Below are 26,570 nucleotides of genomic sequence, written 5' to 3'. Positions count from 1 at the left end.
ATCCCCCTATGTGTTTTCTTCTTACATTTACTATAAGAAAAATAAGAAAAAGAAACGAGTGATTTCCCTTACAAAACGTTTTGTTATCTTACAGTTTTGTCATTTTTCTCATTAATGTATGATATTCTTCATCTTTTGCAAATTGGAACGTGAATGTTGTCCCTTCCCCCTCAGCCGATTGCACATAAATACCGTGATGTAAATTATCGCAAATTTCCTTCGTAATATATAAGCCCATTCCAGTTGCTTCTCTCGTTTTCCGGCCATTTATTCCAGTAAAGAATGGGTCAAATATACGCTTTACATCTTGCTCTGGAATACCGATTCCATTGTCCTTAATATGTAATAACACCTTTTGGTCTTTCTCTTCAATTTGAAATTGAATTTCCTTTTTCTCTGCTTCTGAAATTTTCGTATACTTAATTGCATTCACAACAATTTGCCCTAAAGCAATGCTGAGCCATTTTCTATCAGATGCAACCATACAACTATCTTCTTCAAACATTACTTTCGGAAATACAGAAGATTGAATGAAGGATTTTCGATTTTCATTAATGATACCTCTAATAATATCTATCACATTTACTACTTCTACTTTATAATCTTTCGCAAACTGCTCTAACCTTGCCATATGTAACGCTAAATCTAAACCATTTAGTATACGATTATTTTCTTCACGAATACTTTCAACTATCGCTCTTGCCTCACGATGCTCTTTACCAAACTTCTGTAATAGTAATTCTATAACCGATACTGGGGTTTTCATTTGATGAATCCACTGGTTCATAAATATCATTTGCTGTTGTTCTTTCGCATGTTGTTTATGAATTTCATTCATATATTGCTGTCTTAATAGCGTAAACGATTCAACGACCATCTCTTGCTCTGACGTATAAGAAGTATCGATAAGTAAAGAGTCATGCAATGTATTTCCGCTAGCAACATATTTTTCGATTCTTTTTAAAAATATACTTCGTTTTCGATAATCGTAAATGAGGTATACAGTAAATACAACTGTTCCTAATAAAAGCCCATATAACCACGTACTCCAATCAATGGATCGCTTTTCTAAAAGGCTTTGCAACTGCATTACAAGCCCAAATAAACAAAGGCTAACAATATAAGAAAGAAGTAAAGAAAAGCGGTCCATGAGGTAATTTTTAACCTTCATGCCCTTCGCCCCACTCTGTAAGAAGCGCATAACCATATCCACGTTTCGTTACAATTGCATTTTGAATGCCTAGCTCCTCTAGTTTCTTCCTTACGCGTTTTACATTAACGGTTAATGTATTATCATCAACAAAAGCTACCTCATCCCACAGGGCTTCTAACAGTTCTTCGCGCGTTACATATTGATTTGCTTGTTTCATTAAACACTCTAATAAGTAAAATTCATTTTTTGTCAGCTCCGTTTGTTGTCCCTGCCACTCAACAATGTGCTGGGATGGAAATAACAACAATCCATTTACACCTAAACAATCACTCTCAGCAACAGAGGCATACTCACCATAGCCACGGCGAAGTGCACTTTTCACCTTTGCCATTACGATATCTAAATGGAACGGCTTCGTAATGTAATCATCTCCGCCATTTTCAATTGCCATTACTTGATCCATTTCCCCTGTTCTTGCAGAAACAAAAATAATTGGTGCATTCGATACAGTACGTATTTGACGACACCAATAAAACCCATCAAAATATGGTAAATTAATATCCAGTAGTACGAGATGAGGATTTATTTTCACGAACTCATCTTTTATATGACGTAAATCACTTGCTCTAAATGACTGATAGCCATACCTTTCTAAATGCTCTTCTAATATCCCCGCGATTTTTTCATCGTCTTCTACAATTAATATTTTATACATGTTCGTTTTCTCCCTATAAAAAATTCTTCCAAAACCACTCCTTGTTCTATTATAAATTGAAAATTTAATTAGTGGGTATTTTTTCCTATACGAATCAGACATTTACATAAAAAAAAGACTGCCATATTCCGGCAGTCTTAGTCGATAAATTCAAATTCATATTCAAGAATTTTTACAATATCTCCATCTTTTGCACCACGTGCACGAAGTGCTTCATCAATACCCATTCCGCGCATTTGGCGAGCGAAACGACGTATAGATTCATCACGTGAGAAGTCTGTCATTTTGAATGTTTTCTCGATATCGTAACCAGAGATAACAAACGTGCCATCACTTTCACGTGTAATTTCAAATTTAACACCTTCAGTCTCAAATTTGTACATTACACTTGTGTCAGACTCATCCGCAACTTGATGTATTGGGAATTCTGGTGTTGTCTCGATTAAGTTCGCTACTTCAAACAGTAAGTCACGAACACCTTGTTTCGTTACAGCTGAGATTGGGAAGATTTTTACTTCGTCTCCCACTTTCTCTTTAAATGCTTGTAAGTTTTCTTCTGCATCTGGCATATCCATTTTGTTTGCAACAACAACTTGTGGACGCTCCGTTAAGCGAAGATTGTATTCTTTTAATTCATTATTGATTGTTACGTAATCTTCATATGGTTCACGGCCTTCTAAACCAGACATATCAATAACGTGTACGATTACACGTGTACGCTCAATATGACGTAAGAATTGGTGTCCAAGTCCGACGCCGGCATGTGCGCCTTCAATTAGTCCAGGAAGGTCAGCCATAACGAAGCTGCGGTTATCACCCGTTTCAACAACACCAAGATTTGGAACGATTGTTGTGAAGTGATACTCTGCAATTTTCGGACGTGCTGATGATACAACAGATAATAATGTAGATTTACCTACACTTGGGAATCCAACAAGTCCAACGTCTGCTAGTACTTTAAGTTCTAGAATAACATCACGTTCTTGACCTGGTTCCCCGTTTTCAGCGATTTCTGGCGCTGGGTTCGTAGCTGTTGCGAAACGTGAGTTACCACGGCCACCGCGGCCACCTCTTGCAATTACAGCTGTTTGTTCATGCGTTACTAAATCAGCAAGGATTTGACCTGTTTTTTCATCTTTTACTACTGTTCCTGGTGGAACCTTTACGATTAAATCTTCAGATTTACGTCCGTGCTGTCCTTTACTCATTCCGTGCTGACCACGATCAGCTTTGAAATGACGTTGGTAGCGGAAGTCCATTAATGTACGTAAGCCTTCCTCAACAACAAAAACAACATCTGCACCTTTACCCCCGTCGCCACCTGCTGGGCCACCTTTAGGTACATACTTCTCACGACGATACGCAACCATTCCGTTACCACCGTCGCCGCCTTTTACATATATCTTGACCTGATCTACAAACATTATTTCACCACACTTTTTTCGATTGGTTGTAATATAACTGAGACTTCTTCGTCTCGTACTGTATAAGAAATGGAGTACCATTTATTGTTTTGGTTCGCAAGCCAATTCTGTAGTTCTTCTACACTCGTTAGCTTACCACGAAAATCAAAAAAGAAACGAGCATTCTCCGCGTCACATTCAATTGTGATACAAACATAATTTTCAACATATACGTCTAAACTATGCTGAAGCATTGAGAAAAATTGATTCGTCCATGTACATAAAGTCTCATCTAAGTGAGATAAGTTATGTAATTTCCCTAATACTTCGTACTCCAATAAGCACGGCTGCTGTTTCCAATTATATGTTAAAATCCACTCTGAAAATAAAGGCATTGATAGCCCTATCAGATTGGATTCTTGTCTCGCTTCTTGGACAAAACGATCGATGAGACTATGAATCTCTTCCACTTTTCCAAGGGAAAGGTTTCCTTTCACCATCTGCATACGATTGAGCCAATCATGTCTTGAATGGCGCAATGCATCTATAATTGTCCATTTTTCATTCATTTAGATACCCCTTAATATAGAAAAACTCTAACCTGCACTCAGGTTAGAGTTTTCCGTGAGTTCTTATGCTTCTTGAGCAACAGGATATACGCTCACTTGTTTGCGGTCACGGCCAAGACGCTCAAAGCGTACTACGCCGTCAACTTTCGCGTATAAAGTGTCATCGCCACCACGACCAACGTTAACACCTGGATAAATTTTTGTACCGCGTTGACGGTAAAGAATTGAACCACCTGAAACCGTTTGACCATCTGCGCGTTTAGCACCAAGACGTTTTGACTGAGAGTCACGACCGTTCTTTGTACTACCTACACCTTTCTTAGATGCGAAAAACTGAAGATCTAATCTTAACATACGTTACACCTCCTGCACTTTTTCTATTAAACGGATATACTTTCCGTAATCAAGTTCGATCGTCTTAAGCGAAACAACCAATCCTTCTAAAAGCGTTTGTGCTTTTTCTGCTGCATGAACGTCTAAATCATTAGGCAATTCATACGTTAAGAATCCGCCATCACTTCCGAGTTCAATAGTTGCCTGCACATTACAAAGTTCTTCCACTGCATTTATAGAACCAAACACAACCGCTGTAGTTCCAGCACAGACAAGATCTTGTCCATGTGGCGCATAATCGGCATGTCCAGTCATTTTAAATGATTGGATACTTCCTAATTTCGTGCGACTTATCGTAATTTTAATCATGTTAACCTGGATTAAGCGTTGATAGCTTCAACAACTAGCTTAGTGTAAGGTTGACGATGACCTTGTTTCTTACGATTGTTCTTTTTCGCTTTGTATTTGAAAACGATAATTTTCTTAGCGCGACCTTGTTTTTCAACTTTCGCAGTAACTGTTGCACCTTCTACAACTGGGCTACCAACTTTAACGTTTTCGCCACCAACGAAAAGAACTTTGTCAAAAGTAACAGTTTCACCAGCTTCAACATCTAATTTTTCAATGTAGATTGCTTGACCAGCTTCAACTTTAATTTGTTTTCCACCTGTTTCGATAATTGCGTACATACTTGCACCTCCTCTTAATTACTAAGACTCGCCAAAAACGAGGTAGACATAAATGCCTTTAGGGAACCTGTCTTGTGCGGTTGTAGCATATAGCCGTTTAGGTGCTATAAACTATAACATAAAGATGTTATCATGAATCATAGACGGTTGTCAATAAATGTTCTGCTAACTATTTTTTCCGTTCTACAATTTCTGTTTTACTTCCAAAACGGACAATTGCATACTTTTCGATCATATCATCTTTGAAATAAATTTCAAATGGAATATTTTTTTGTAATTCTTTTTGCAAAAATTGTTTTTGCAATTCTTTAGGTGCAGCGATTAATACCGCCTCATCCTCTATATTGCCATATGTGATTAGCTCTCTCTCTAACTCATACGCAATTGTCTCATATGACATCACGTACCCCGTCGCTTTGCAGGGTACACATTCTTCTAGTAATACGTCGCGTAAAGAATGTTTCTTACGTTTACGTGTCATCTCTAAAATCCCTAACTCTGTAAACCCAAGCACTCTTGCATATGTGCGATCATTTTGCATGGCAGCCATGAGACATTCTCTTACCTTTTCTTTATCTTCTCTTCTTTTCATATTAATAAAGTCAATTAATATCATACCACCAATGTCACGCAGTCTTAATTGACGTGCAATCTCTTCAGCTGCCACTTCATTTGTACGAAGGACTGTGTCTTGTAAATTCTGCTTTCCAGTAAACTTGCCCGTATTCACATCAATTACAGTCATCGTCTCCATTTGTTCCACAATTAAATACGCACCATTTGGGAGCCACACTATTTTTTGAAGTGCTTTCTCGATCTCACGCTCTATTCCAAAATGGTTAAACATTGAAGACTTTTCATTATAAAAAGATACTTTTTCTTTTCCGACTTTTTCTTCTAATTCTTTTACTATACTTCTTGTATCTACAACTACTTTTTCAATCGTTTCAATTGGATTCTCTTGAAATACACGATCTAAAAAGCTGGCCGGTCGATGAAGCAGTAACGGTGCCTTTCCTTGTTCCTCTTTTCTTTTTAACTCTTCATATAACTGCTGTAACCTTTGCATTTCAGCTTGTATTTCTTCAACTTCTCCTTTTTCAGAAGCAGAACGGAAAATATAACCTCCTGTCCCTTCTACCTCAATTTGGAGTAGCTGTTGCCTTCTTTTATTGTTTTTTATTTTCCGAGAAACGGCACGCATTTCATCATATGGCATATAAACGACATATTTCCCGGTAAATTCTATGTTCGCTGTCAATTTCGGCCCTTTCGTATCAATTGCCTCTTTCACAACTTGTACGAGTACTGCTTGCCCTTCATGTATACGATATGAAGATGGTACATCATCATATGAAAGATACGCATGCTTTTCTAAACCGATGTTTACAAATGCAGCGTTCATTCCAGCGATTGTTCTTACGATACGTCCAACATAAATATGCCCAACAATCTCTTGTTCTTCATTTCGTTTCCATAAAAACTCAACAATTTTTTTCTTCTCTTCAATTGCAACGCGTTTTTCCGATCCCGAGTAGTTCATATATAACGTTTTCAAAATTCTTTCCTCACTTTATAATCTTCTTTGCTTTTACAATAATAAAAGGTTAGTGCTATCGTCAACACTAACCGATTAATTCTTCAACAGATGAAGTTGTTCGTTTTTCAGTAAAATACGCATAAAGCAATTCATTTTCATCCAATGTGTAATGTTCTTTATATTTTCCATGGACAATAATAGAGTGCTTATACCCTCTACGAAATTTTGTGAATATCTTATATAAATGATCTTCTGATTGCACTTCAATAGGTGCAATCTTTTCAATTCCTCTTTTGTTCCCATAATAACGTTCTAATAAAAAACGCATAAAGGCATACCGTCTTTGTTTCCATTCTTGATATAACGACACCGCTAAAAATAGGAGTAGTACCCACATCATAATATTGTTACTATTCCAAAGTAACTGCCACGCCAGTATTACACTAAAAAAAACACATGATAATTTCATCATCTTTTCATGTGCTTGTAAATAAGGAAAACGATATGATAATACGTTAAACAATACTTTCCCGCCATCAAGTGGCCAAATAGGTAATAAATTAAATGCTAAAATAATTATATTATTCCACATAAAGAAATAATATAAATCCGCATGAAGCCAACCAGTTTCAAACAATATATAGCCTACCGCCATCATCCAAATATGTTGAATAGGTCCTGCAATTACAACAACAAGTTCCTCTTTTAATGACTTATTCCCATGTTCCTCAAGCTCAGCCACACCACCAAACGGTAAAAGTTGAATCTTTTTAATGCGCCAATTGTAGTGTGCCGCCGCAAACGCATGCCCAAGTTCATGGATGAGAACGATACAAAATAACAGTAGTAACTCTTTAAAACGTGCCGTAAAAATACCAATGACAATAATAACCCAAAACAACGGATGCACTGAAATCTTCGTTAAAACTTCTCTATATTTAATCAAATGAAATCACCTGAATCGGATCAATAAATTTTTCATTCTTTTTTATCGCGAAATAAAACTTACCATTTTTATTATTTGCATCATTATTCACCGTTCCAATTTTTTGTTTCTTTGAAACGTAATCATATAATTTCACTGACATGTCATTTAAATTTGCATACCATGACTCCGTTCCATCTGCATGCTGAATTTGAACTGTATTACCAAGTTCCTCTTTCTTGCCTGCAAAAACAACTAGCCCTTCATTCACTGACTCCACAGTTGCATTTGTAGCGGTTTGAACAAATACACCTTGGCCATTTTTTTGAAACCCTTGCATCACCTTTCCGGAAGCAGGAATTGCATAATCTTTTTGTTGAATGGTTCCTTCTTTTTTCTCAGTAGGTGAATAAAATACAAGCGGTTTTCCAAACTGCTTTTCGTACCATTTCGCTACAGTAGCAAACTGAAATTCTTCTTTCATCACTTTTTCTGTAACAGCTTTAGCACCGTCGAAAGAAGAAGGTGCATTCTTATATAAAATAGCGACAGAAAGAACTAATATTGCTGATAACAAAACTTTGAAGAAAAATACTTCTTTTCGAAATAAAGGATGAATTTCCTTTTCTCCATCTTCAATAAATACTGTTTCACTATCAAAATTCCCTCCAGCAAAATACTGCTCTTCCTCCATCCTTTCTTGCTCTGCCTTCCTTTTCGCAATCCGTTTTTTAATTTCTTCTACACGTCTATTCTTCATACTGTCTCCTTTCTTTCGTTAAGCTAATTTAAATAGAAACAGTTGTATACAGTTTGTACATATGTATGAGCTAAGAAAGGAAGATATTCGTGTGAAGAAAAAAGAAAGCACTTCGCATATATGCGAAGTGCTTTTAACGGATTCCAAAGAAGTTTTTCACCTTTGTAAATACCGATACTTTTTCTTGTTCAAATGCTTGCAATGGTACATTCTCACCCAACAAGCGTCTTGCAATATTACGATAAGCTAACGCTGCTTTTCCGCTCGGTTGCAACGCTACAGGTTCACCTGTATTTGTAGCACGAATAACTTCATCATCATCTTCGACAACACCAAGAAGCTCGATTGACAATGTACGTACGATTTCATCAACATCTAACATATCCTGCTCATGAAGCATATGACTACGCACACGATTAATAACAAGTTTTGGTGGTTCAATATCCTCTTTTTCTAAAAGCCCGATAATACGATCCGCATCGCGCATTGAGGATACTTCTGGCGTCGTAACAACGATTGCTTTATCCGCACCAGCTACCGCATTTTTAAATCCCTGCTCAATCCCCGCAGGACAATCAATTAATATGTAATCATAATCTTGACGTAATACTTGTATTAATTCATCCATTTGTTCAGGTGTTACCGCTGATTTATCACTCGTTTGTGCTGCAGGTAATAAATAAAGATCATCAAAACGCTTATCTTTAATAAGCGCCTGAGGTAAACGGCAACGCCCTTCAACGACATCAACAAGATCAAATACAATACGATTTTCTAGCCCCATTACTACGTCTAAGTTTCGAAGACCGATATCTGTATCAATTAAGCACACTTTCTTTCCAGATAACGCTAGGGCTGTACCAATGTTCGCAGACGTTGTAGTTTTACCTACTCCGCCTTTTCCAGATGTAATTACTATTGCCTCTCCCACAGCTATACAATTCCCCTTTCTAACTTTGTTAAATTAGGTCTAAGATGAGTGAGAAGTTGCAGTCGATCGACAACAATGTGATTGTTCTCATTAATATACGCACATTCTGCCGCCTCCGCTCCGTCTTCTTTCTCTTCCGGAGCCCGCATTGCCACATCACTAATTCGAAGTTGCATCGGGTTCATAACAGATGCAGCGATTACAGCATCCGAATCCCCATAATACCCAGCATGTGCAATTCCTCTTAATGATCCTACGACAAAAATATTCCCCCCAGCGATAACCGTTCCGCCTGGATTAACATCTCCAATTAACAATAAATTTCCTTTTACATGTAAAACTTGTCCAGAGCGAACAATTTTGGAAATAGGGACAATTTCTGTTTCTTCTTTCCAAGCTATTGCTTCTGCTTTAGTTATAACATCACTTTCAATTGAATCCACAACAAGATTCTTTTTATTACGAATTAACGTACGAATCTCTTCTTGTTGGACTTCTGTTAAATAACGATTTCCCACTTTCACATGCACTTCAATTAAAGAGCGCCCATCACCATCATAGTAATGTGTAGAAAGCTTTTCATCCAATTCCTCCAGTAATTCAGAGAATGAACAACAATCATCTAAATGAAGCGTTATTCCGTCTTTTGTCCCTTTTATTGTTACATTTTGTTGCTTTTTTTCTTCCACTAAAGTTCACCCCACCGATTCAATTCGACATAAAATTAGAAAATCCTTTTTTCTTTTTCTTCCATCGCTTTTGAAAGACGCACTAAATATCGTCTCAGTGGGAAACAAACTATCAATAAGAAAATTGCATTTAGCAATAAAGTAGACAGGAGACGATCTGTGAAAAAGACATACGCTGACATATGAGTACGTCCTAACAAAGTTAAAAATCCATACACATAATACTCTAGTGCTACAATGCTAGCTAGTACAATAGAAGCAACAATAAATAAATTCAATTGTAGTATCTTCATCACACTATAAACTAAATAAGCTAAAATCGGATACGCAAAAATATATATACCGACAAGTTCTGTGTATACGGTATCAAATAAGAAACCAAATAAGAGTCCGTAATAAATCCCTTGGACCGGACTATAGTACACAGTAATAAAACATAACACAATTATAAAGAAATGAGGTGCTGCTATACTGTCTTTCCAAAAAACCTCTGTTGGCACAATAGTAGCAAACATATTTTCAAATAGAAAAACAAAAAGGAGCAAAAGAGGAAGAGCTGCTCTTTTTAAAATCTTCATCATCTCTTCTCCCCCTCCTATTCTAATGGCGCTGAAGGCGTTGCACGTTTAGCAACCATAATATGCTCTACGTCATTCAAATCAGCGGCCGGTTTTACATATGCTGTTTTTGTTAAGCCGTATGGATCCGGCTGAACATCAACGATTGTTCCAATTACAAGACCTTTCGGGAAAATATCACCAAGTCCAGATGTTACAACTAGTTGGTTTGGTTCTACTTTTGCATCAGAGCCAATCTTTGTGAAAAGAAGTAAGTGTTTTTCTTTATCGTAACCTTCAATCAATCCAAAGATTTTCTCATCACCTTGTACGATAGCAGAAACACGATTTGTTCGGCTCATAGAGCTTAGCAATTCTACTGATGATGTAAACTGAGATACACTTTTCACTCGTCCAACTAGACCTTGTGAAGTCATTACAGCCATATCCTTTTTAATTCCTTGCTGTGCTCCTTTATCGATTCCGATTAAATCGTACCATTTATCTGGATTACGAGAAACAACAGTAGCTGGAATTTCAGTATATTGGCTATTCAACTCTTTTTTACCCGTTAACTCTTGTAGCTTCTTGTTATCATCTTCTAATTGTTTTACTTTCCCTGATAGCCCTGCATAATTATCTAATTTTGCTTTTAATTCTTTATTCTCTTCATACGTGCGCTTTACATCCTCTACATTTTCGAAGAATCCAGCTACGTATTTCGCTGGCTTTTGGAATACACGTTCTACAACACCGACAGTGTCTTTAACAAACTGCTCTGGCCATGTTAAACTGTTCCGTTCTTTCAATGAGATTCCAATCAATGCCACGAGAAGAATAATACTAACTAACAAAACAATTAATCTTTTGTTTAAGAAAAACTGTGGCACGTTCACACCCTCTTAATTTCATTGATTTTTATTTTGCAATATTATCGAGCAGCAGTTTTGAAAAGATCGATATTGTCTAATGCTTTACCTGTTCCAATTGCTACGCAATCTAATGGATCTTCCGCAACAAGAACTGGCATATTTGTTTCTTCACTAATCACTTTATCTAAATTACGTAGTAATGCTCCGCCGCCTGTTAATACGATACCACGGTCCATAATATCTGCCGCTAATTCAGGTGGAGTTTTCTCTAACGTATTTTTAACAGATTCTACAATTGCATCTACTGTATCTTTTAATGCATCTGCAATTTCTTCTGGCTGAATTAGTACTGTTTTTGGTAAACCACTTACTAAATCACGACCGCGAATTTCCATAGGCTCGATACCTTCTGGCTCGCCTGCAGAACCGATTTCTAATTTTAATGCTTCAGCTGTTCTTTCACCAATCATTAAGTTGTAGCTTTTCTTAATGTACTGAATGATTGAATCGTCCATATCATCACCAGCAACACGAACTGATTGACTTGTTACAATACCACCTAAAGAAATGATTGCAACTTCTGTTGTACCACCACCGATATCAACAACCATGCTACCAGTTGGTTCCCAAACAGGTAAGTTTGCACCAATTGCTGCTGCAAATGGTTCTTCGATTGGATAAGCATCACGAGCACCCGCTTGACGAGTCGCATCGATTACTGCACGTCGTTCTACAGCTGTAATACCAGACGGTACACATACCATTACGTATGGTTTACGTGAGAAGAATCCATTTGATTTTTGAGCTTGTTGAATGTAGTATTTCATCATTGTTGCTGTCGTTTCGTAATCAGCAATTACACCGTCTTTCATCGGGCGAAGTGCCACAACGTTTCCTGGTGTACGACCAATCATTTGTTTTGCATCGCTACCTACAGCAACGATTTGTTTCGTATCAGTTTGTAACGCTACTACTGAAGGTTCACGTAAAACTACACCTTTTCCTTTTACATATACAAGCGTGTTCGCAGTTCCTAAATCTATTCCAAGATCGCGAGTAAAGCCACCAAATCCAAACATATTATTTATCTTCCTTTCTTGTTTTCACGGACTCATTTTTTCTTACTTTATATTATAAAAACAGTACGTTTTTTATATCTTTATCCTTTTTGTAGATAAATTTCTACAAAAAACTCATAAATCACATTATAAAACAAAATAAGTAAAAAGCATAGTCTTAAATATGACCTTTTTCCTTTAAACTCACGAATTTATGGTCGCCTATTATAATATGGTCAAGCACTTCAATTCCGATAATCTGGCCGCATTCTACTAACCGTTTTGTTACTTCAATATCTTCTCGGCTCGGCGTGGGGTCTCCTGAAGGATGGTTATGAAGACATATGATAGAGGCTGCTGCACGGCGGAACGCTTCTTTAAAAACTTCCCTGGGATGTACAATTGATGTGTTTAAACTGCCAATGAAAATCGTTTGCCTATGTATAACTTGATTTTTTGTGTTCAAATATAAACATACAAAATGCTCCTGCTGCAAGAAGCGCATTTCTTCCATCATATATCTCGCACAATCTTCTGGACTTCGAATACTGTATCTATTTTGATATTCTAAACGTACCATTCTTCTACCGAGTTCAAAAGCAGCTATAAGCTGGGCTGCCTTTGCAATCCCAACACCATGTATACAAACAAGCTCTTCTAACGTTGCATCTTTCAACATGCGTAAACCATCAAAGTGATGTAAAATTTTATCTGATAACTTTAAAACTGTTTCTTCTTTAGAACCTGTTCTGAGTAACACTGCAAGAAGCTCCCGATTCGATAAACTTCCAGCTCCTTCTAACAATAAACGCTCCCGTGGCTGTTCTTCTTTGACAACATCACGAATACCGTTCATTTCTCCACCCCTTTATTTGTTCTCTCAAAGAAAATCCCATGCAATTTTACGCATGGGTTATATCAATATTGAATTGTTTTAATTCCCGAACAAGACGTGAAATTGGTAAACCGACTACACTATAGTAATCCCCTTGAATATGTTGAACAAAAATAGATCCTTTACCTTGAATTCCATAACTTCCTGCTTTATCAAGAGGCTCTTTCGATGCAACGTATACGTCAATTTCCTCTTCTGTTAATTCCCAAAACGTAACTTCTGTACGCTCGTAAAAAGTGACTGTTTTGTCTTTTTCTATAATTGCAACACCAGTATACACTTCATGTGTTTTCCCTGATAATAATTGCAACATTTCTTTCGCCTCAGCCTCATTAGAAGGCTTTCCAAGAATACGCGATTCATATGTAACAATTGTGTCTGCACCTAACACAATATGATCACTGTTATTTTCTGCTACTGCAGATGCTTTTTGCAGGGCAAGGGACATAACAATATCAGAAGGTGATGAGTAGGCACCAATCGTTTCTTCTACTTCACTTACAATGATTTCAAATGGTACATCCGCTAACTCAAGCAGTTCCTTCCTGCGAGGTGATCCTGATGCTAAAATAATTTTTCTCATATTTTCTCCTTCCTTTCTCATATGAAGCAGAATTATTTACATCAATCGTATCAAAGGAATAGTTTGTCCACAAATGAAAGAAATATTATTTTCTCTAAACAAAATAATACTTTTTTACTAAAATACGATTATATTGCTGCCATTGAGAAAGCACTTTACTCTAAATTCAAAAGAAAAGAAAGAAGTACCTATACTTCTTCCTTCGTCATTTCATTATCCTATTAATTCACCTTTTGTGAAACAATTTTTTCATATGAAAGTATACCATCAATAATAACTTGATTTAATTTCGCCAAAGATTCCTTATCACCTTTTCCATCCTTCACTGTTTGCACAGCTACTGACGTATACATATACAATTTCTTTGCTTCTTCCTGCTTCATACTTTTCCCTTCTTTTTCAATTGCTTTCCACTCTTTTTCAATCGCACCTAAATCTTTTGCATTACTTTTTCCACTAGCTTGTACGCTAGAAGCATATTTTGCTAAATGAGTATATAATGGCTGTACTTTTGTTAAAAATGCACCCACTTCTTTATCATCTTTAAGTAACGCTTTATCTGTTATATCCCAGTTCTTTTTCAATACAGAGACATTATCATTTTTATACTGCGTCATTAATTGATTTATGCCTTGTTCATCGCTTGCAATACCAACAACTAATGCATACTTATCACCGCTCGGTTTTAAAGCTGCTACGCCCCCATTACCTTTCCACTCTTCAAGAGCGGCCTGTCCCTTTTCTTCGGAAGAATAAATCCCCCCTTGAACAAAAAATAATTTCATTGAATCCAATGATGTTCCTGTCTGCGCTTTTTGTTTTTCCTCTTTTGGTGCTGGTGTTTGTTCTGACGTTCCGCCCACCTTTGATTCTTCATTTTGCATCTGCTTCGAAGCTGTTACTCCACTTCCCCCTGTCGCACCTTGCCCTTTAAGTAACTGTAGCATTCCCATCCCAAACGCCGTACCAATAACAATCGCAGTTGCAACGATTGCAATTAACGTATTGCTCCACTTCTTTCGTTTTTTTTCCGTAGACGCTACTTTCGCTTTTTGAAACGGAACAACGTTTTTTGGCCTTTCACTTTCTACTACCATCCATTCAAATTCATCTTTCTTCTTCTCCTCATATTTCGCTTCTGTTCCATTCACTTTCACTGAGATCGTTCGTGATTGCTTGTCCATACACTCACACCTCACCTCTTATCGTTGTCCGCATCATATCATATTCATTTCACAAAAAAACGAGATATTTGTCAGAGGAATTCGCCAAATAACCCTATATATTTATCTTATATGTATGCATTTGACTTCATTTGTAGAACAAAAAAACTAGATAGCAAAGACTATCTAGTTTTTCTCGCGAATATATTTTCGAACTTCCGAAATGAAATAAAGAGAACCTGTTATGATAAAAATATCATTTTCCCCAATCACTTCAACCTTCGTATCAATTGCCTCTTTCCAATTTTCAAAAACTAATTTTGATTCTTTCTTTGCATACGATGCAAGCTCGCCTGCTGAAATAGCACGATCAAAGGCGAATGTTGTAAAAATAATTTCATCTGCAATTGTTTCTAATTGACCTACCATATTATGCAACTGTTTATCACCAAGGGCAGTAAATAAAACTATTACATTTTTATCTTTGTAATGTGATTCTACTGTTTTCACAAGACTTTCGATACCTTCTGGGTTATGGGCACCATCTATAATAATATCTGGATTACTTTGCAGTTTTTCAAATCGCCCAATCCAATACGCCTCCTGTAATCCAGTTCTTATTTCTTCTTCCTCAATTAAAAATGATAAGTATGTTTTGACATACATGACTGCCATAAGTGCAAGTGCTGCGTTTCCTACTTGATGACTACCTTTCATTGAGATTCGCACATCTTCAAAAATGGCGAAAGGACAAGTGAAATCAAACTGTTCTCCATCTTCGCTAGACTGTTTATGTAACGCTGTAAAATGGTTACCTATCTCGTATAAGTTTGCATGTTTTTCTTTTGCAACCTTTTGAATGACTTGCAACGCTTCCTCATCTTGTACACCAGTAATAACCGGAACACCAGACTTAATAATCCCCGCCTTTTCATATGCAATTTCTCCTAGTGTATCACCTAAAATATGCATATGATCATGGCCGATATTTGTAATAATCGTGAGAACAGGATGAATAACATTCGTAGAATCAAAGCGTCCTCCAAGCCCTGTTTCAAATAAAACAACATCACAGAAATTGACTTTGCCGAAATAACAAATTGCCATAACAGTAATAATTTCAAACTCAGTCGCTTCCCCTAAATCTGTCTCATCTAGTTTTTCAACGACTGGCTTTACCATCTTTACAAGTTCCGCAATCTCTTCATCTGCAATTGGCGTTCCGTTCACACTAATACGTTCATTAAACGTTTCAATATAAGGAGAGGTAAATGTTCCTATCTTATATTTTGCATCTTCTAACATGTAGCGCATATATGTTAACGTTGAACCTTTTCCATTTGTACCAGCAAGATGAACACATTTTATGTGACGCTCTGGATTTCCTAGCTCTTCTAGCATCCATCTCATTCTTTCTAATCCTGGTTTAATACCAAACTTCAATCGACTATGAATCCACCCTATCGCTTCTTCGTATGTATGTATCACGTATGCTTTCCCCTTTCAAAAGACAACCTTCATACTCCTATTATACGCAAAGAAAAGAGACTCACCAATATAGTGAGCCTCTAAAAAATATTTTACTTTTCAAGATCTGCTAGACGTTGGCGAACTGCTTCGCGTTTTTCTAGGTAATCTTGCTCTTTCGCACGCTCTCCATCAATAACTGCTGCAGGAGCTTTCGCTACGAAACCTTGGTTTGAAAGTTTCTTCTGTACACGTTCTACTTCTTTGTCGAACTTCTCAAGTTCTTTCTCAAGACGCGCTCTCTCTTCATCAAGATTGATAAGATCAGCTAACGGTAAGAATAGCTCTGCACCTGATACGATTGCAGTCATTGCTTTTTCTGGCGCTTGTAAATCCGTTTGAATTGTTAATTCACTTGGGTTACAGAAACGCTCAATGTAAGAGCTGTTCTTCGTAAGTTGAGCAAGTACAGCCTCATCTTTTGCCTTGATTTGCATTTGAACTTTTTTGCTCATTGGCGTATTTACTTCTGCACGGATGTTACGAACAGAGCGAATGATATCAACTAGAAGGTGCATTTCTGCTGCCGCTTCTTTATCTTGTAAATCTTCGCGAACTGTTGGCCAAGCTGCTACTGTAATTGACTCGCCTTCATGCGGTAAATGTTGCCAAATTTTCTCTGTTACGAATGGCATGAATGGGTGTAATAGACGCATTGTTTGGTCTAATACGTAAGCTAAAATAGAACGAGTTGTTTTCTTAGCTGCTTCATCTTCACCGTATAGTGGAAGTTTCGCCATCTCAATGTACCAGTCACAGAAATCGTCCCAAATGAAGTTGTATAATGAACGACCAGCTTCACCGAACTCATATTTATCCATGTTACGTGTTACGCTTTCGATTGTTTCATTTAAGCGAGTTAAAATCCACTTATCTGCAACTGATTTTTCACCAGTTAAATCGATTTCTTCATACTTCATGTCATCCATGTTCATTAATACGAAACGTGATGCATTCCAAATTTTATTAATGAAGTTCCAAGTAGATTCTACTTTCTCCATGCTAAAACGTAAATCTTGACCTGGTGCGCTTCCTGTTGATAAGAAATAGCGCATTGCATCTGCACCATACTTCTCGATAACATCCATTGGATCAATACCGTTACCAAGAGATTTACTCATTTTACGCCCTTGCTCATCACGAACTAAACCGTGAATTAATACATCTTTAAATGGACGCTCGCCTGTAAACTCTAAACCTTGGAAAATCATACGAGATACCCAGAAGAAGATAATGTCATAACCCGTTACTAGTGCATCTGTTGAATAGTAACGCTTGAAGTCTGCTGAATCTTCATTTGGCCAACCAAGTGTTGAGAATGGCCATAGTGCTGAACTGAACCATGTATCAAGTACGTCGTTATCTTGATTCCAGTTTTCAATATCTGCAGGTGCTTCTGTACCTACGTATACTTCACCAGTTTCTTTATGATACCAAGCTGGAATGCGGTGTCCCCACCATAATTGACGAGAAATACACCAGTCGTGAATGTTTTCCATCCAACGTAAATATGTGTTTTCGAAACGCTCTGGTACGAACGTTACTTTCTCTTCTTCTTTTTGTTGAAGCTCTACTGCCTTCTCAGCAAGTGGAGCCATTTTTACGAACCATTGCGTTGATAAGTAAGGCTCAACAACTGCACCACTACGCTCACTGTGACCTACTGAATGCATATGAGGCTCGATTTCTACTAATACGCCCGCTTCTTGTAAATCTTTTACTAACGCTTTACGGCATTCGAAACGATCCATGCCGTTATACTTACCAGCTTTTTCGTTCATCGATCCATCTTCGTTCATTACTAAGATACGTGGTAAGTCATGACGGTTACCTACTTCAAAGTCATTCGGGTCATGAGCTGGTGTAATTTTTACAACGCCTGTTCCGAAATCTTTTTCTACGTACTCATCAGCAATAATTGGAATCTCACGGCCTACGATTGGAAGTGTAACTGTTTTTCCGATTAAATGCTTGTAACGGTCGTCTTCTGGATGAACCGCTACCGCTGTATCACCAAGCATCGTTTCTGGACGAGTAGTCGCAAGACGAATATGACCAGAACCATCTGTTAACGGATAGTTCATATGGTAGAATGCACCTTGAACTTCTTTATGAATTACTTCAATATCAGAAAGAGCTGTGCGTGTTGCTGGGTCCCAGTTAATGATATATTCACCACGGTAAATTAAGCCTTTTTCATATAATTGAACGAATACTTTATTAACTGCATCAGATAAACCTTCGTCTAATGTGAAACGTTCACGAGAATAGTCTAGTCCTAAACCAACTTTCCCCCATTGTTGACGAATGTGAGACGCATATTCTTCTTTCCATTCCCAAGCTTTTTCAAGGAACTTCTCACGGCCAAGATCGTAACGTGAAATACCTTCTTCACGAAGTTTCCCTTCTACTTTCGCTTGTGTTGCGATACCCGCATGGTCCATTCCTGGAAGCCATAATACATCGTAACCTTGCATACGCTTCGTACGAGTTAAAATATCTTGAAGAGTTGTATCCCAAGCATGACCTAAGTGTAACTTACCAGTTACGTTCGGAGGTGGAATTACAATTGTATACGGTTGTTTCTTCTCGTCTCCTGTTGCTTCGAAATATTTGCCTTCAAGCCACCATTGATAACGGCCTTCTTCAACGGACATATGATCATATTTAGTTGGTAAATTCTTTTCCGTGTTTGACATTATTTTCCCTCCTTAAAATAAAAAATGCCCCTCATCCAAAAAAGGACGAGGGACATCGCGGTACCACCTTTATTTACAAACAAATTCAAGATTTGCTTATACTCTTAATTTGATAACGGACAAATCCGTCTTTTCCTAATGAGAACTATTCCGTTCAGAAAAGATGCTCCAGGGCTACCTTCTAACATAACTATCTAGAGAATCTCCCAGCTAATGATTCTCCTCTCTGAAGACGTTTCTTGTTATACTCTTCCCCTTCAAGGCATTTATATGATTGTTAATTATTATATACAATAGTGTAAAAAACGAAACCTTATTCGTCAAGATAAATTTAAGTCTATGAATTTTCAGGCACACAAAAAAAGATAAGTAGCATCCTCTACTTATCTTTTCTATCCCGCTATTTGCAGGCAGTCAGACCCGTACTAATTAAAGTTTCACTTTACCCGTTCCCTTGCTGGGCAGCTTGTAATTGCGAAAGGAAATATTCTATATTGCTAACGAGCCAATGCGATTGTTGCAAGCTCTTTACTCCGAGAAGTTCATTTTCCTCATTACGACTCTCTCTTCTTTTCTTATAAGACTGGATTTGCCGAATAAATTGCGATGGATACGTCATATACGCAAACATGAGTAGTTGCTCTTCTTTCGTAAAAGGGAAATTTTTTTGGTACATTTGATACCATTCAAACCGATCACTTCGCGCAATTGGATACGTGTTTAAAGACCGTGAATAAAAACCTACTATATCTTGCACAGGTGTCGCAAACTTTGATTTTTCTAAACTAATAAAATAGCCGTTCCGTTCATAATCAAATAAAAAATGATTAAGTGATACGTTACCATGCACAAAAGTAATACGTGTTTTTTCTTTTTCTTTCATCGCATCGTTCCACTCATTTAATTGCTTCGTTGCAAACTCACGCGCCCTCATTACATGATGGTAGTACGTACAATATTGCAATTCAAATGGTGACATATACCACTTCGCTTCCGATTCTACAAGAAACTCTTCTAACATCTCACCATCATTTTCCCAGCGATCGGATATATTCGTATAATGTTTCTCTAAATCTTCTTCTGTATACGTTTCTTCTTTTACCGTTTTTTGATGCAACGTTCCGAGAGTCTGAAACATTTTATGGTATTGATCATTATCCTCGCCGTTCCCTTCCGCACGTTCTAACCACGGCATTAAATAATAATTATACGTACCATCATTTAAAATATAATTTCCATCCGTCGCATGGTATATAGGTACATAATTTGAGAAACCTTTCTCTTTCAAATATTGAATATGGTGCAGAAAGTTATTCCGCTCTAACTTTCTTCCTTCTATTTTCTTGAGCGCATATGGACCTTGATTCGTGTAAATTTTCGTTACACTTCCGTGCTCTTCCATATGCTGTGTATCCAATTTATATTGCCTTACAATGGGTTCATAGCGATTTCGTAATTCCATATCCATACGAATAACCCTTTCTATTCAAAACATAGCCTTTAGGAAAATAAGTGAGTGAAAAACACTCACTTATTTCGCTTTTGCCCTTGAAACGGGAATATAAATAATTTGCCCTGCTGTTAAATATATATCTTCTGTTTGATTGACACGATACAAGTTTTGTACAGACGTTTCATAACGATCTGCAACAGATTCGATCGTATCTCCTTCTTGCACGAAATACATTCTTAACTTTGTAAATTCTTCTTCCGGTTCTTTCGTAAATAATTTCGTTAAATACAGCGCATTTTCATCTCGCTGTGAATACGTTTCTTCTTCTTGCTCTTCTTGTTTTTTCGCTTTCTCTTTCTTGAAATCTTTTCGTCCAAACAATTCAAATTGGGGCGTTGTTTCTTTCTCTTCTTCACGCTCTACAAATTCATGTTCTTCTATTTCCTCTTCCTCTACTTCCTGCTCTTTTCTTTCTTCTAGTTGGAACGGTTCAAATGCGTAATCTTCCCACTCATCTGATTCCTTATAAGCTGGTTCTTCTACTTGTGGCGTCGGTCTAGTTTCATACTCTTGCGCTGAATCATCCTCTAACTCAACATACGCCGTTTCTTCCTCTTCATCCTCAATTCTTTCTTCATCACATAAACCTGTAATAGATATATCCGCTAATAATTGTAAGCAACCATTTTCCTTTAATTCATAATCAAATTCCTCAATAGATACATATAGTTCTTCAATTACTTTCACACGGTTTCTCGGAATTGATATTTCAAGCGGAAAGGAATGAACAAGTTCATTAACCCCATCTTCCCTTGTTTCTACATAATCAATTGACTTCGCTGGCGATAGATCTCTTAATGAATACGCCGAATCATCTTGCCGCGCGACATACTCTCCCGTTAAATCTAATTGCCCTCTCACGATAACTTCATGATCAAGCTCTTCTATCTCAACGTCTGGATCTAACGAAATTGACAAAAGTTCTTCGACTTCCTGTCCTTTTTGGAACCAAACAGATTCTTTTAATGAAAAACGTAATGAATGATCTGTTGCCACTTCTTTTCCCCCTCCCAAACTATATGTCATTACAGATTTATGTATGGAAAGCTGACTTTATGAATAAAAAAAATCGCTCCCCTTATGGAGAGCGATTTTCTTTCAACAATTAAGCTTTTAATTTTGACATTGCAATTTCAGCCGCTGCAATTGTCGCTTCAATATCTGCATCACTATGTGCTGTCGATAAGAATAAACCTTCGAATTGAGATGGCGGTAAGAATACACCTTGTTCTACCATTTCACGATAGTAAGCCGCAAAGAATTCTAAGTTTGAAGATTTTGCCGCATCGTAATTAATAACTGGTTCATCTGTAAAGAAGATACCTATCATAGAACCCGCACGGTTAATATGATGCGGAATGCCATGTTTTTCAGCCGCTTTACGTAAGCCAGCTTCTAACATCTCAGCTTTACGCTCAAATTCTACATATGATTCTGGCGTTAACTGTACTAACGTTTCATAACCTGCTGCCATTGCAAGTGGGTTACCTGATAAAGTACCTGCTTGGTAAATCGGTCCGCTCGGTGCAACTTGGCGCATAATTTCTGCTTTACCACCGTATGCTCCTACCGGTAAGCCACCTCCGATTACTTTACCTAAACAAGTTAAATCAGGTGTTACACCGTAATAACCTTGTCCACAATTATAAGCAACTCGGAATCCTGTCATGACTTCATCAAAAATAAGCAATGCACCGTTTTGCTCTGTTACTTCGCGAAGACCTTCTAAAAATCCTGGTTGCGGAGGAACAACACCCATATTCCCTGCTACTGGTTCTACAATTACACAAGCAATATCATCACCGAATTGTTCGAAAGCGTATTTCACACTTTCTAAATCGTTATACGCTACTGTAATTGTATTTTTCGCTACACCTTCTGGTACACCGGGGCTATCTGGTAAACCTAGCGTCGCCACACCAGAACCCGCTTTAATTAATAACGAATCACCATGACCGTGGTAACAACCGATGAATTTCAAAATTTTGTTACGACCTGTATAACCACGAGCTAAACGTAGCGCACTCATTGTCGCTTCTGTTCCTGAGTTAACCATACGTACAATCTCAATTGATGGTACACGCTCAATAACAAGTTTCGCTAATTCATTCTCAATTTCCGTTGGAGCACCGAAGCTTGTCCCTCTTTCAGCAACAGTTTTTAAAGCTTCCACAACACGATCATTCGCATGACCATGAATTAAAGGACCCCATGATAATACGTAATCGATGTATTCATTTCCATCGATATCATATACTTTAGAGCCTTTTCCACGCTCCATAAACAACGGATTCATACCGACAGACTTAAAGGCACGAACAGGGCTATTTACGCCACCAGGCATTAAATTTTGTGCCTCTTCGAACGCCGCAATTGACTTATCAAACTTTTTCATTATTTAGCGCCTCCTTCTTGTAACCATCTTGCTGCATCTTTTGCATGATACGTAATAATTAAATCTGCTCCTGCACGTTTCATACTAATTAATTTTTCAAGTACAACTTCTTTTTCATTAATCCAACCATTTTGCGCTGCAGCTTTAATCATTGAATATTCACCGCTTACGTTATAAGCAACGACTGGTAAATTAAAGTTATTTTTCACATCACGAACGATATCTAAGTAAGAAAGAGCTGGCTTTACAATTAAGAAATCTGCCCCTTCCATTACATCTGATTCTGCTTCACGGAATGCTTCCATACGGTTCGCTGGGTCCATTTGATATGTTTTACGATCACCAAATTGTGGTGCACCGTGTGCCGCATCACGGAATGGCCCGTAAAATGCTGATGAATATTTCACAGCGTATGACATAACCGGTACATGCCCAAAACCATTTTCATCTAATGCATGGCGAATTGCTGTTACGAATCCGTCCATCATGTTTGATGGTGCAATAATATCTGCTCCTGCTTGCGCTTGGCTTACAGCTGTTTTTGCCAGAACTGCAAGAGACTCGTCATTTAAAATAATACCATCTTCAATTACACCACAATGACCATGGCTTGTGAATTGACATAAACATGTATCCGCAACTACTACTAGATCAGGGAATTCACCTTTAATTTGCTGAATCGCACGTTGCACAATTCCATGATCACAATATGCTGATGATCCAACTTCATCTTTTTCAGCAGGTAAACCGAATACAATAACAGAACGAATACCTAAATCAACAACTTCTTGCATTTCAGCTTGCAATAAATCTAAAGACATTTGATATACGCCTGGCATAGAAGGCACTTCATTACGAACATTTTCTCCTTCTAATACAAAAATAGGGTAAATAAAATCTTCCGTATGTAAAAACGTTTCACGCACAAGCGCACGCATATTACCACTTTGTCTTAAGCGACGATGACGATTAAATTGTAAAGAGTTCATAGATTTCTATCCCCATTCTTTTATTTTATCCCGCTATTTACGGGCAGTAAGACCCCACTAATTAAAGTTTCACTTTATAGATTCGCAAATGCATTGTAGTAATGCTTCTACAGTGTACTCTTTCGGCATAATAATATGCGGAAAATAAAGGCTCGCTTCTTTTTCCGTAATAGGCCCTATACAAGCAATTGTACATTTTTTTGTCCATTCTCTCCAGTTTGCACCCTCAAGTAAACGAACAAAACTAGTAACAGTTGAAGGGCTCGTAAATGTAATAACATCTACTTTCCCTACTTCTAATGCTTCTATAAGCTCTTGCTTTTTCTCTACATTTTCTTTCGTACCATATACGACGAGCTCATCTAGAGAAACACCGATTTCGCGAAGTGCAACCGGAATTACATCTCTTGCTAAATTCCCTTTCGGAAATAAAATGCATTCATTTCCACTTAATTTTTTTACAAACTCTTCTGCAAATACTTCTGCAACAAATGAAGTTGGAACAAAGTCCACTTCATAGCCTCGCTTTTCTAATTCTAACTTTGTTTTCACGCCTACTGCAGCAATTTTAGTCGTTACAGGTAGCTTCTTTCTCAAACAATCTAGAAAAAAAGCTACCCCATTTTTACTCGTAAAAATAACCCAGTCATATGAATGCAGCTGCCCTGCTATATGTCGAATTTGCCTATGAGACATACCTTCCATACGCAAAAGCGGAATTTCCAATGGAATTCCGCTCTTTTCTTTCACCGCTACACTCATTTGCTTTGCTTGATGCTGGGCACGTGTAATCAATACCGTTTTGCCAGCGAGAGCGTTCATATTTATTGTTGCCCCTTATTTGCAGCAAGAATGAGTTCTTTTGCGCCTTGTTTAATTAAACGGTCCGCAGCCTCTAATCCTACTTGTTCTGGATTAGTTCCTACTACTGTCTCTTTCAATAAAACAGAACCGTCCATAGAACCGACAAGAGCTGTTAATTCGATTGCATCGTTTTCTGTAAGAGTTGCATATCCAGCGATTGGAACTTGGCATCCACCTTCAAGTTTATGAAGAAATACTCGTTCTGCCGACACTGTTCTTTCTGTTACTGCATCATTCATATGCGCTAACAACTGTAGTAAATCCTTATCATCTTCACGACACTCAATCGCTAATGCACCTTGTCCTACAGCAGGTACACATAACGTCTCATCTAAATGTTCTGTAATAACTTCATTATCCCAGCCCATTCTTTGTAATCCAGCTGTAGCTAAAATGATAGCGTCGTAATCTTCTTCTTTTAATTTACGTAAACGCGTATCGATATTTCCGCGAATCCACTTCACTTGTAAATCTGGTCTCGCAGCTAACAATTGTGCACTACGTCTTAAACTACTCGTACCTAAAATGGCACCTTCTGCCAACTCTTTAAACGACGCTCCGCTTTTTGAGATAAAAGCATCACGAGGGTCAACACGCTTTGGTGTACAACCAATCATTAATCCTTCTGGAAGTACGGCCGGCATATCTTTCATACTATGTACAGCCATATCGATTTCTTTCGTAAGTAACGCATGTTCAATTTCTTTAACGAACAAACCTTTTCCGCCTACTTTTGAAAGAGTAACATCTAAAATCACATCACCTTTTGTGACAATTTCTTTCACTTCAAATTCATATGGTAAATCTAGCGCTTTTAACTGATCAATAAACCAGTTTGTTTGCGTTAATGCTAGCTTACTCTTTCGTGAACCTACAATAATTTTGCGCATAATTCTCTCTCCTCATTATAAATACCAAAAGTGGAAATTAGATAAACTACTTAATAGAAAAATGTTAACTAGCATTACGAGAAAGGCCCCTACATTCCACAGTACAATTTTCTTCCCTTGCAACACATCTGCCGCTCGTAAATACAATCCCGTACAATATACAAATAGAACGACAAACGAACCGATTACTTTCGTATCATACCAATGAAAATTGTCTAATTTTGTATATCCCCATATGCATCCTAATAAAATTGCTAGTAAGAAAAATGGAACAGAAAATAAATTTAATCCGTAAGACGTGGATTCAAGCTTCGGCAAATTCCCTAACCTTCTTAATCTCGCATTCCACTTTTTCTTTTTTAATAGGCGATATTGCAGTAAATACATAATAGAAAAAATAAACGATACCGTAAACGTTGCATAAGAAATAATCGCCATTCCAACATGCACATATACAAGTTCTGAAACTAATTGCTCTGCAAGTACTGGTGACATCTTTCCGAGCGGTGTAAAAATAGAAAAAGCGCTTACGCCAAATGCAACAACATTTGTAAAGAAGACTAAAAAATCAACGCGCATAAATCGATTTATGACTAACGACATCGTAATCAATAACCAAACATAAAAATAAATCCCTGATAATAAAGTTAATATAGGGTTCGTTTCTGAATCTGTAGCCCGAAGTAACATGAAGATAGACTGCAGAACCCACACAATCGAAAGTAACCAAAAAGCAAATCGGTTCGCCTTTCGGTTACTTTGGAAATAATCTATAAAATATAAACTAATGCTACAAGCATATAAAATAATTGCAATATGATAAATAATACTGTTATTTAAAAAACTCATCCGATCATC

27 protein-coding genes and 2 other annotated features are annotated in these 26,570 nt (G+C 37.4%); all 27 genes read right to left on the bottom strand.

The features are described from left to right. Positions 1-88: 88 nt before the first annotated feature. On the bottom strand, positions 89-1,171 hold the full coding sequence (locus FS742_RS11400; protein WP_144612412.1) for a HAMP domain-containing histidine kinase: 1,083 nt from the start codon (positions 1,169-1,171) through the stop codon (positions 89-91). Further along, a complete protein-coding gene (locus FS742_RS11395) occupies positions 1,161-1,868 on the bottom strand; it encodes a response regulator transcription factor (protein WP_000276710.1) in 708 nt (235 codons plus the stop codon). Before FS742_RS11395 ends, FS742_RS11400 begins: the two co-directional genes overlap by 11 nt. Before the next feature lie 137 nt (positions 1,869-2,005). After that, on the bottom strand, positions 2,006-3,292 hold the full coding sequence (gene obgE / locus FS742_RS11390) for a GTPase ObgE (protein WP_144612411.1): 1,287 nt from the start codon (positions 3,290-3,292) through the stop codon (positions 2,006-2,008). Next, complete coding sequence (locus tag FS742_RS11385; protein WP_144612409.1) at positions 3,292-3,840, bottom strand: sporulation initiation phosphotransferase B; 549 nt, start codon at positions 3,838-3,840, stop codon at positions 3,292-3,294. The genes obgE and FS742_RS11385 overlap by 1 nt, the downstream gene beginning before the upstream one ends. A gap of 63 nt (positions 3,841-3,903) precedes the next feature. Continuing rightward, entirely contained in the window at positions 3,904-4,194 is a 291-nt protein-coding gene (rpmA, locus tag FS742_RS11380; protein ID WP_000944957.1) for a 50S ribosomal protein L27, read from the bottom strand. A 3-nt stretch (positions 4,195-4,197) separates the two neighbouring features. Then, the gene (locus FS742_RS11375; protein ID WP_001973720.1) at positions 4,198-4,542 is read right to left on the bottom strand and encodes a ribosomal-processing cysteine protease Prp; all 345 of its coding nucleotides are present in this window, start codon (positions 4,540-4,542) and stop codon (positions 4,198-4,200) included. An 11-nt stretch (positions 4,543-4,553) separates the two neighbouring features. Continuing rightward, entirely contained in the window at positions 4,554-4,862 is a 309-nt protein-coding gene (gene rplU / locus FS742_RS11370; RefSeq protein ID WP_000270907.1) for a 50S ribosomal protein L21, read from the bottom strand. 14 nt (positions 4,863-4,876) lie between these two features. Further along, positions 4,877-4,954: a sequence feature (ribosomal protein L21 leader region), on the bottom strand. 77 nt (positions 4,955-5,031) lie between these two features. After that, positions 5,032-6,420 carry an Rne/Rng family ribonuclease gene (locus FS742_RS11365; RefSeq protein ID WP_144612407.1) on the bottom strand — a complete coding sequence of 463 codons (1,389 nt, stop codon included), beginning with the start codon at positions 6,418-6,420 and terminating at the stop codon, positions 5,032-5,034. 67 nt (positions 6,421-6,487) lie between these two features. Beyond that, positions 6,488-7,348, bottom strand: a complete 861-nt coding sequence (spoIVFB, locus tag FS742_RS11360) for a stage IV sporulation intramembrane metalloprotease SpoIVFB (protein ID WP_144612405.1) — start codon at positions 7,346-7,348, stop codon at positions 6,488-6,490. After that, positions 7,341-8,087 (bottom strand): stage IV sporulation protein SpoIVFA, encoded by a 747-nt coding sequence (spoIVFA, locus tag FS742_RS11355; protein WP_144612403.1) that lies wholly within the window; start codon positions 8,085-8,087, stop codon positions 7,341-7,343. The genes spoIVFB and spoIVFA overlap by 8 nt, the downstream gene beginning before the upstream one ends. A gap of 133 nt (positions 8,088-8,220) precedes the next feature. After that, positions 8,221-9,018 (bottom strand): septum site-determining protein MinD, encoded by a 798-nt coding sequence (gene minD / locus FS742_RS11350; RefSeq protein ID WP_000503311.1) that lies wholly within the window; start codon positions 9,016-9,018, stop codon positions 8,221-8,223. A gap of 2 nt (positions 9,019-9,020) precedes the next feature. Continuing rightward, positions 9,021-9,707, bottom strand: coding sequence for a septum site-determining protein MinC (gene minC, locus FS742_RS11345; protein ID WP_063224839.1), 687 nt, complete (start codon positions 9,705-9,707; stop codon positions 9,021-9,023). A 35-nt stretch (positions 9,708-9,742) separates the two neighbouring features. After that, positions 9,743-10,288 carry a rod shape-determining protein MreD gene (gene mreD, locus FS742_RS11340; protein WP_000975757.1) on the bottom strand — a complete coding sequence of 182 codons (546 nt, stop codon included), beginning with the start codon at positions 10,286-10,288 and terminating at the stop codon, positions 9,743-9,745. A 14-nt stretch (positions 10,289-10,302) separates the two neighbouring features. Continuing rightward, positions 10,303-11,154, bottom strand: coding sequence for a rod shape-determining protein MreC (gene mreC / locus FS742_RS11335; RefSeq protein ID WP_144612401.1), 852 nt, complete (start codon positions 11,152-11,154; stop codon positions 10,303-10,305). A 41-nt stretch (positions 11,155-11,195) separates the two neighbouring features. After that, positions 11,196-12,215, bottom strand: a complete 1,020-nt coding sequence (gene mreB / locus FS742_RS11330; protein WP_000466737.1) for a cell shape-determining protein MreB — start codon at positions 12,213-12,215, stop codon at positions 11,196-11,198. Positions 12,216-12,372: 157 nt separating this feature from the next. Then, positions 12,373-13,050 (bottom strand): DNA repair protein RadC, encoded by a 678-nt coding sequence (gene radC, locus FS742_RS11325; RefSeq protein ID WP_144612399.1) that lies wholly within the window; start codon positions 13,048-13,050, stop codon positions 12,373-12,375. A 46-nt stretch (positions 13,051-13,096) separates the two neighbouring features. Next, positions 13,097-13,672, bottom strand: coding sequence for a Maf family protein (locus FS742_RS11320; RefSeq protein WP_144612397.1), 576 nt, complete (start codon positions 13,670-13,672; stop codon positions 13,097-13,099). Positions 13,673-13,893: 221 nt separating this feature from the next. Next, positions 13,894-14,856, bottom strand: a complete 963-nt coding sequence (locus tag FS742_RS11310; protein ID WP_144612395.1) for a stage II sporulation protein B — start codon at positions 14,854-14,856, stop codon at positions 13,894-13,896. A 165-nt stretch (positions 14,857-15,021) separates the two neighbouring features. Continuing rightward, positions 15,022-16,323: a bifunctional folylpolyglutamate synthase/dihydrofolate synthase gene (locus FS742_RS11305; protein ID WP_144612393.1), complete on the bottom strand. Its 1,302-nt coding sequence runs from the start codon at positions 16,321-16,323 to the stop codon at positions 15,022-15,024. A gap of 92 nt (positions 16,324-16,415) precedes the next feature. Continuing rightward, positions 16,416-19,061 carry a valine--tRNA ligase gene (locus FS742_RS11300; RefSeq protein ID WP_144612391.1) on the bottom strand — a complete coding sequence of 882 codons (2,646 nt, stop codon included), beginning with the start codon at positions 19,059-19,061 and terminating at the stop codon, positions 16,416-16,418. A 38-nt stretch (positions 19,062-19,099) separates the two neighbouring features. Continuing rightward, positions 19,100-19,331, bottom strand: a binding site (T-box leader). Between the two features lie 172 nt (positions 19,332-19,503). After that, complete coding sequence (ysxE, locus tag FS742_RS11295; protein WP_144612389.1) at positions 19,504-20,529, bottom strand: spore coat protein YsxE; 1,026 nt, start codon at positions 20,527-20,529, stop codon at positions 19,504-19,506. Between the two features lie 63 nt (positions 20,530-20,592). Next, positions 20,593-21,570, bottom strand: a complete 978-nt coding sequence (spoVID, locus tag FS742_RS11290; protein ID WP_144612387.1) for a stage VI sporulation protein D — start codon at positions 21,568-21,570, stop codon at positions 20,593-20,595. Positions 21,571-21,679: 109 nt separating this feature from the next. Then, the gene (hemL, locus tag FS742_RS11285) at positions 21,680-22,969 is read right to left on the bottom strand and encodes a glutamate-1-semialdehyde 2,1-aminomutase (RefSeq protein ID WP_144612386.1); all 1,290 of its coding nucleotides are present in this window, start codon (positions 22,967-22,969) and stop codon (positions 21,680-21,682) included. Next, positions 22,969-23,958 (bottom strand): porphobilinogen synthase, encoded by a 990-nt coding sequence (hemB, locus tag FS742_RS11280; RefSeq protein ID WP_144612384.1) that lies wholly within the window; start codon positions 23,956-23,958, stop codon positions 22,969-22,971. Before hemB ends, hemL begins: the two co-directional genes overlap by 1 nt. Positions 23,959-24,027: 69 nt before the next feature. Next, positions 24,028-24,780, bottom strand: a complete 753-nt coding sequence (gene hemD / locus FS742_RS11275; protein ID WP_144612382.1) for a uroporphyrinogen-III synthase — start codon at positions 24,778-24,780, stop codon at positions 24,028-24,030. 2 nt (positions 24,781-24,782) lie between these two features. Beyond that, entirely contained in the window at positions 24,783-25,712 is a 930-nt protein-coding gene (gene hemC / locus FS742_RS11270; protein WP_144612380.1) for a hydroxymethylbilane synthase, read from the bottom strand. 15 nt (positions 25,713-25,727) lie between these two features. Beyond that, positions 25,728-26,561, bottom strand: coding sequence for a cytochrome c biogenesis protein (locus FS742_RS11265; protein WP_000009003.1), 834 nt, complete (start codon positions 26,559-26,561; stop codon positions 25,728-25,730). Positions 26,562-26,570: the final 9 nt, after the last annotated feature.

The organism is Bacillus cereus (assembly GCF_007678085.1).
Taxonomy (GTDB): Bacteria; Bacillota; Bacilli; order Bacillales; family Bacillaceae_G; genus Bacillus_A; species Bacillus_A cereus_BE.
Note: the sequence above shows the minus strand (reverse complement) of the source record. Positions and strands in the feature narration are given on the sequence as shown.

Coding starts and splice junctions, on each gene's coding strand:
- FS742_RS11400 (WP_144612412.1), bottom strand. CDS start 1,171: ATGAAGGTTAAAAATTACCTCATGGACCGCTTTTCTTTACTTCTTTCT.
- FS742_RS11395 (WP_000276710.1), bottom strand. CDS start 1,868: ATGTATAAAATATTAATTGTAGAAGACGATGAAAAAATCGCGGGGATA.
- obgE (WP_144612411.1), bottom strand. CDS start 3,292: ATGTTTGTAGATCAGGTCAAGATATATGTAAAAGGCGGCGACGGTGGT.
- FS742_RS11385 (WP_144612409.1), bottom strand. CDS start 3,840: ATGAATGAAAAATGGACAATTATAGATGCATTGCGCCATTCAAGACAT.
- rpmA (WP_000944957.1), bottom strand. CDS start 4,194: ATGTTAAGATTAGATCTTCAGTTTTTCGCATCTAAGAAAGGTGTAGGT.
- FS742_RS11375 (WP_001973720.1), bottom strand. CDS start 4,542: ATGATTAAAATTACGATAAGTCGCACGAAATTAGGAAGTATCCAATCA.
- rplU (WP_000270907.1), bottom strand. CDS start 4,862: ATGTACGCAATTATCGAAACAGGTGGAAAACAAATTAAAGTTGAAGCT.
- spoIVFA (WP_144612403.1), bottom strand. CDS start 8,087: ATGAAGAATAGACGTGTAGAAGAAATTAAAAAACGGATTGCGAAAAGG.
- mreD (WP_000975757.1), bottom strand. CDS start 10,288: ATGATGAAGATTTTAAAAAGAGCAGCTCTTCCTCTTTTGCTCCTTTTT.
- mreB (WP_000466737.1), bottom strand. CDS start 12,215: ATGTTTGGATTTGGTGGCTTTACTCGCGATCTTGGAATAGATTTAGGA.
- radC (WP_144612399.1), bottom strand. CDS start 13,050: ATGAACGGTATTCGTGATGTTGTCAAAGAAGAACAGCCACGGGAGCGT.
- FS742_RS11320 (WP_144612397.1), bottom strand. CDS start 13,672: ATGAGAAAAATTATTTTAGCATCAGGATCACCTCGCAGGAAGGAACTG.
- FS742_RS11310 (WP_144612395.1), bottom strand. CDS start 14,856: ATGGACAAGCAATCACGAACGATCTCAGTGAAAGTGAATGGAACAGAA.
- FS742_RS11300 (WP_144612391.1), bottom strand. CDS start 19,061: ATGTCAAACACGGAAAAGAATTTACCAACTAAATATGATCATATGTCC.
- ysxE (WP_144612389.1), bottom strand. CDS start 20,529: ATGGATATGGAATTACGAAATCGCTATGAACCCATTGTAAGGCAATAT.
- hemL (WP_144612386.1), bottom strand. CDS start 22,969: ATGAAAAAGTTTGATAAGTCAATTGCGGCGTTCGAAGAGGCACAAAAT.
- hemB (WP_144612384.1), bottom strand. CDS start 23,958: ATGAACTCTTTACAATTTAATCGTCATCGTCGCTTAAGACAAAGTGGT.
- hemD (WP_144612382.1), bottom strand. CDS start 24,780: ATGAACGCTCTCGCTGGCAAAACGGTATTGATTACACGTGCCCAGCAT.
- hemC (WP_144612380.1), bottom strand. CDS start 25,712: ATGCGCAAAATTATTGTAGGTTCACGAAAGAGTAAGCTAGCATTAACG.
- FS742_RS11265 (WP_000009003.1), bottom strand. CDS start 26,561: ATGAGTTTTTTAAATAACAGTATTATTTATCATATTGCAATTATTTTA.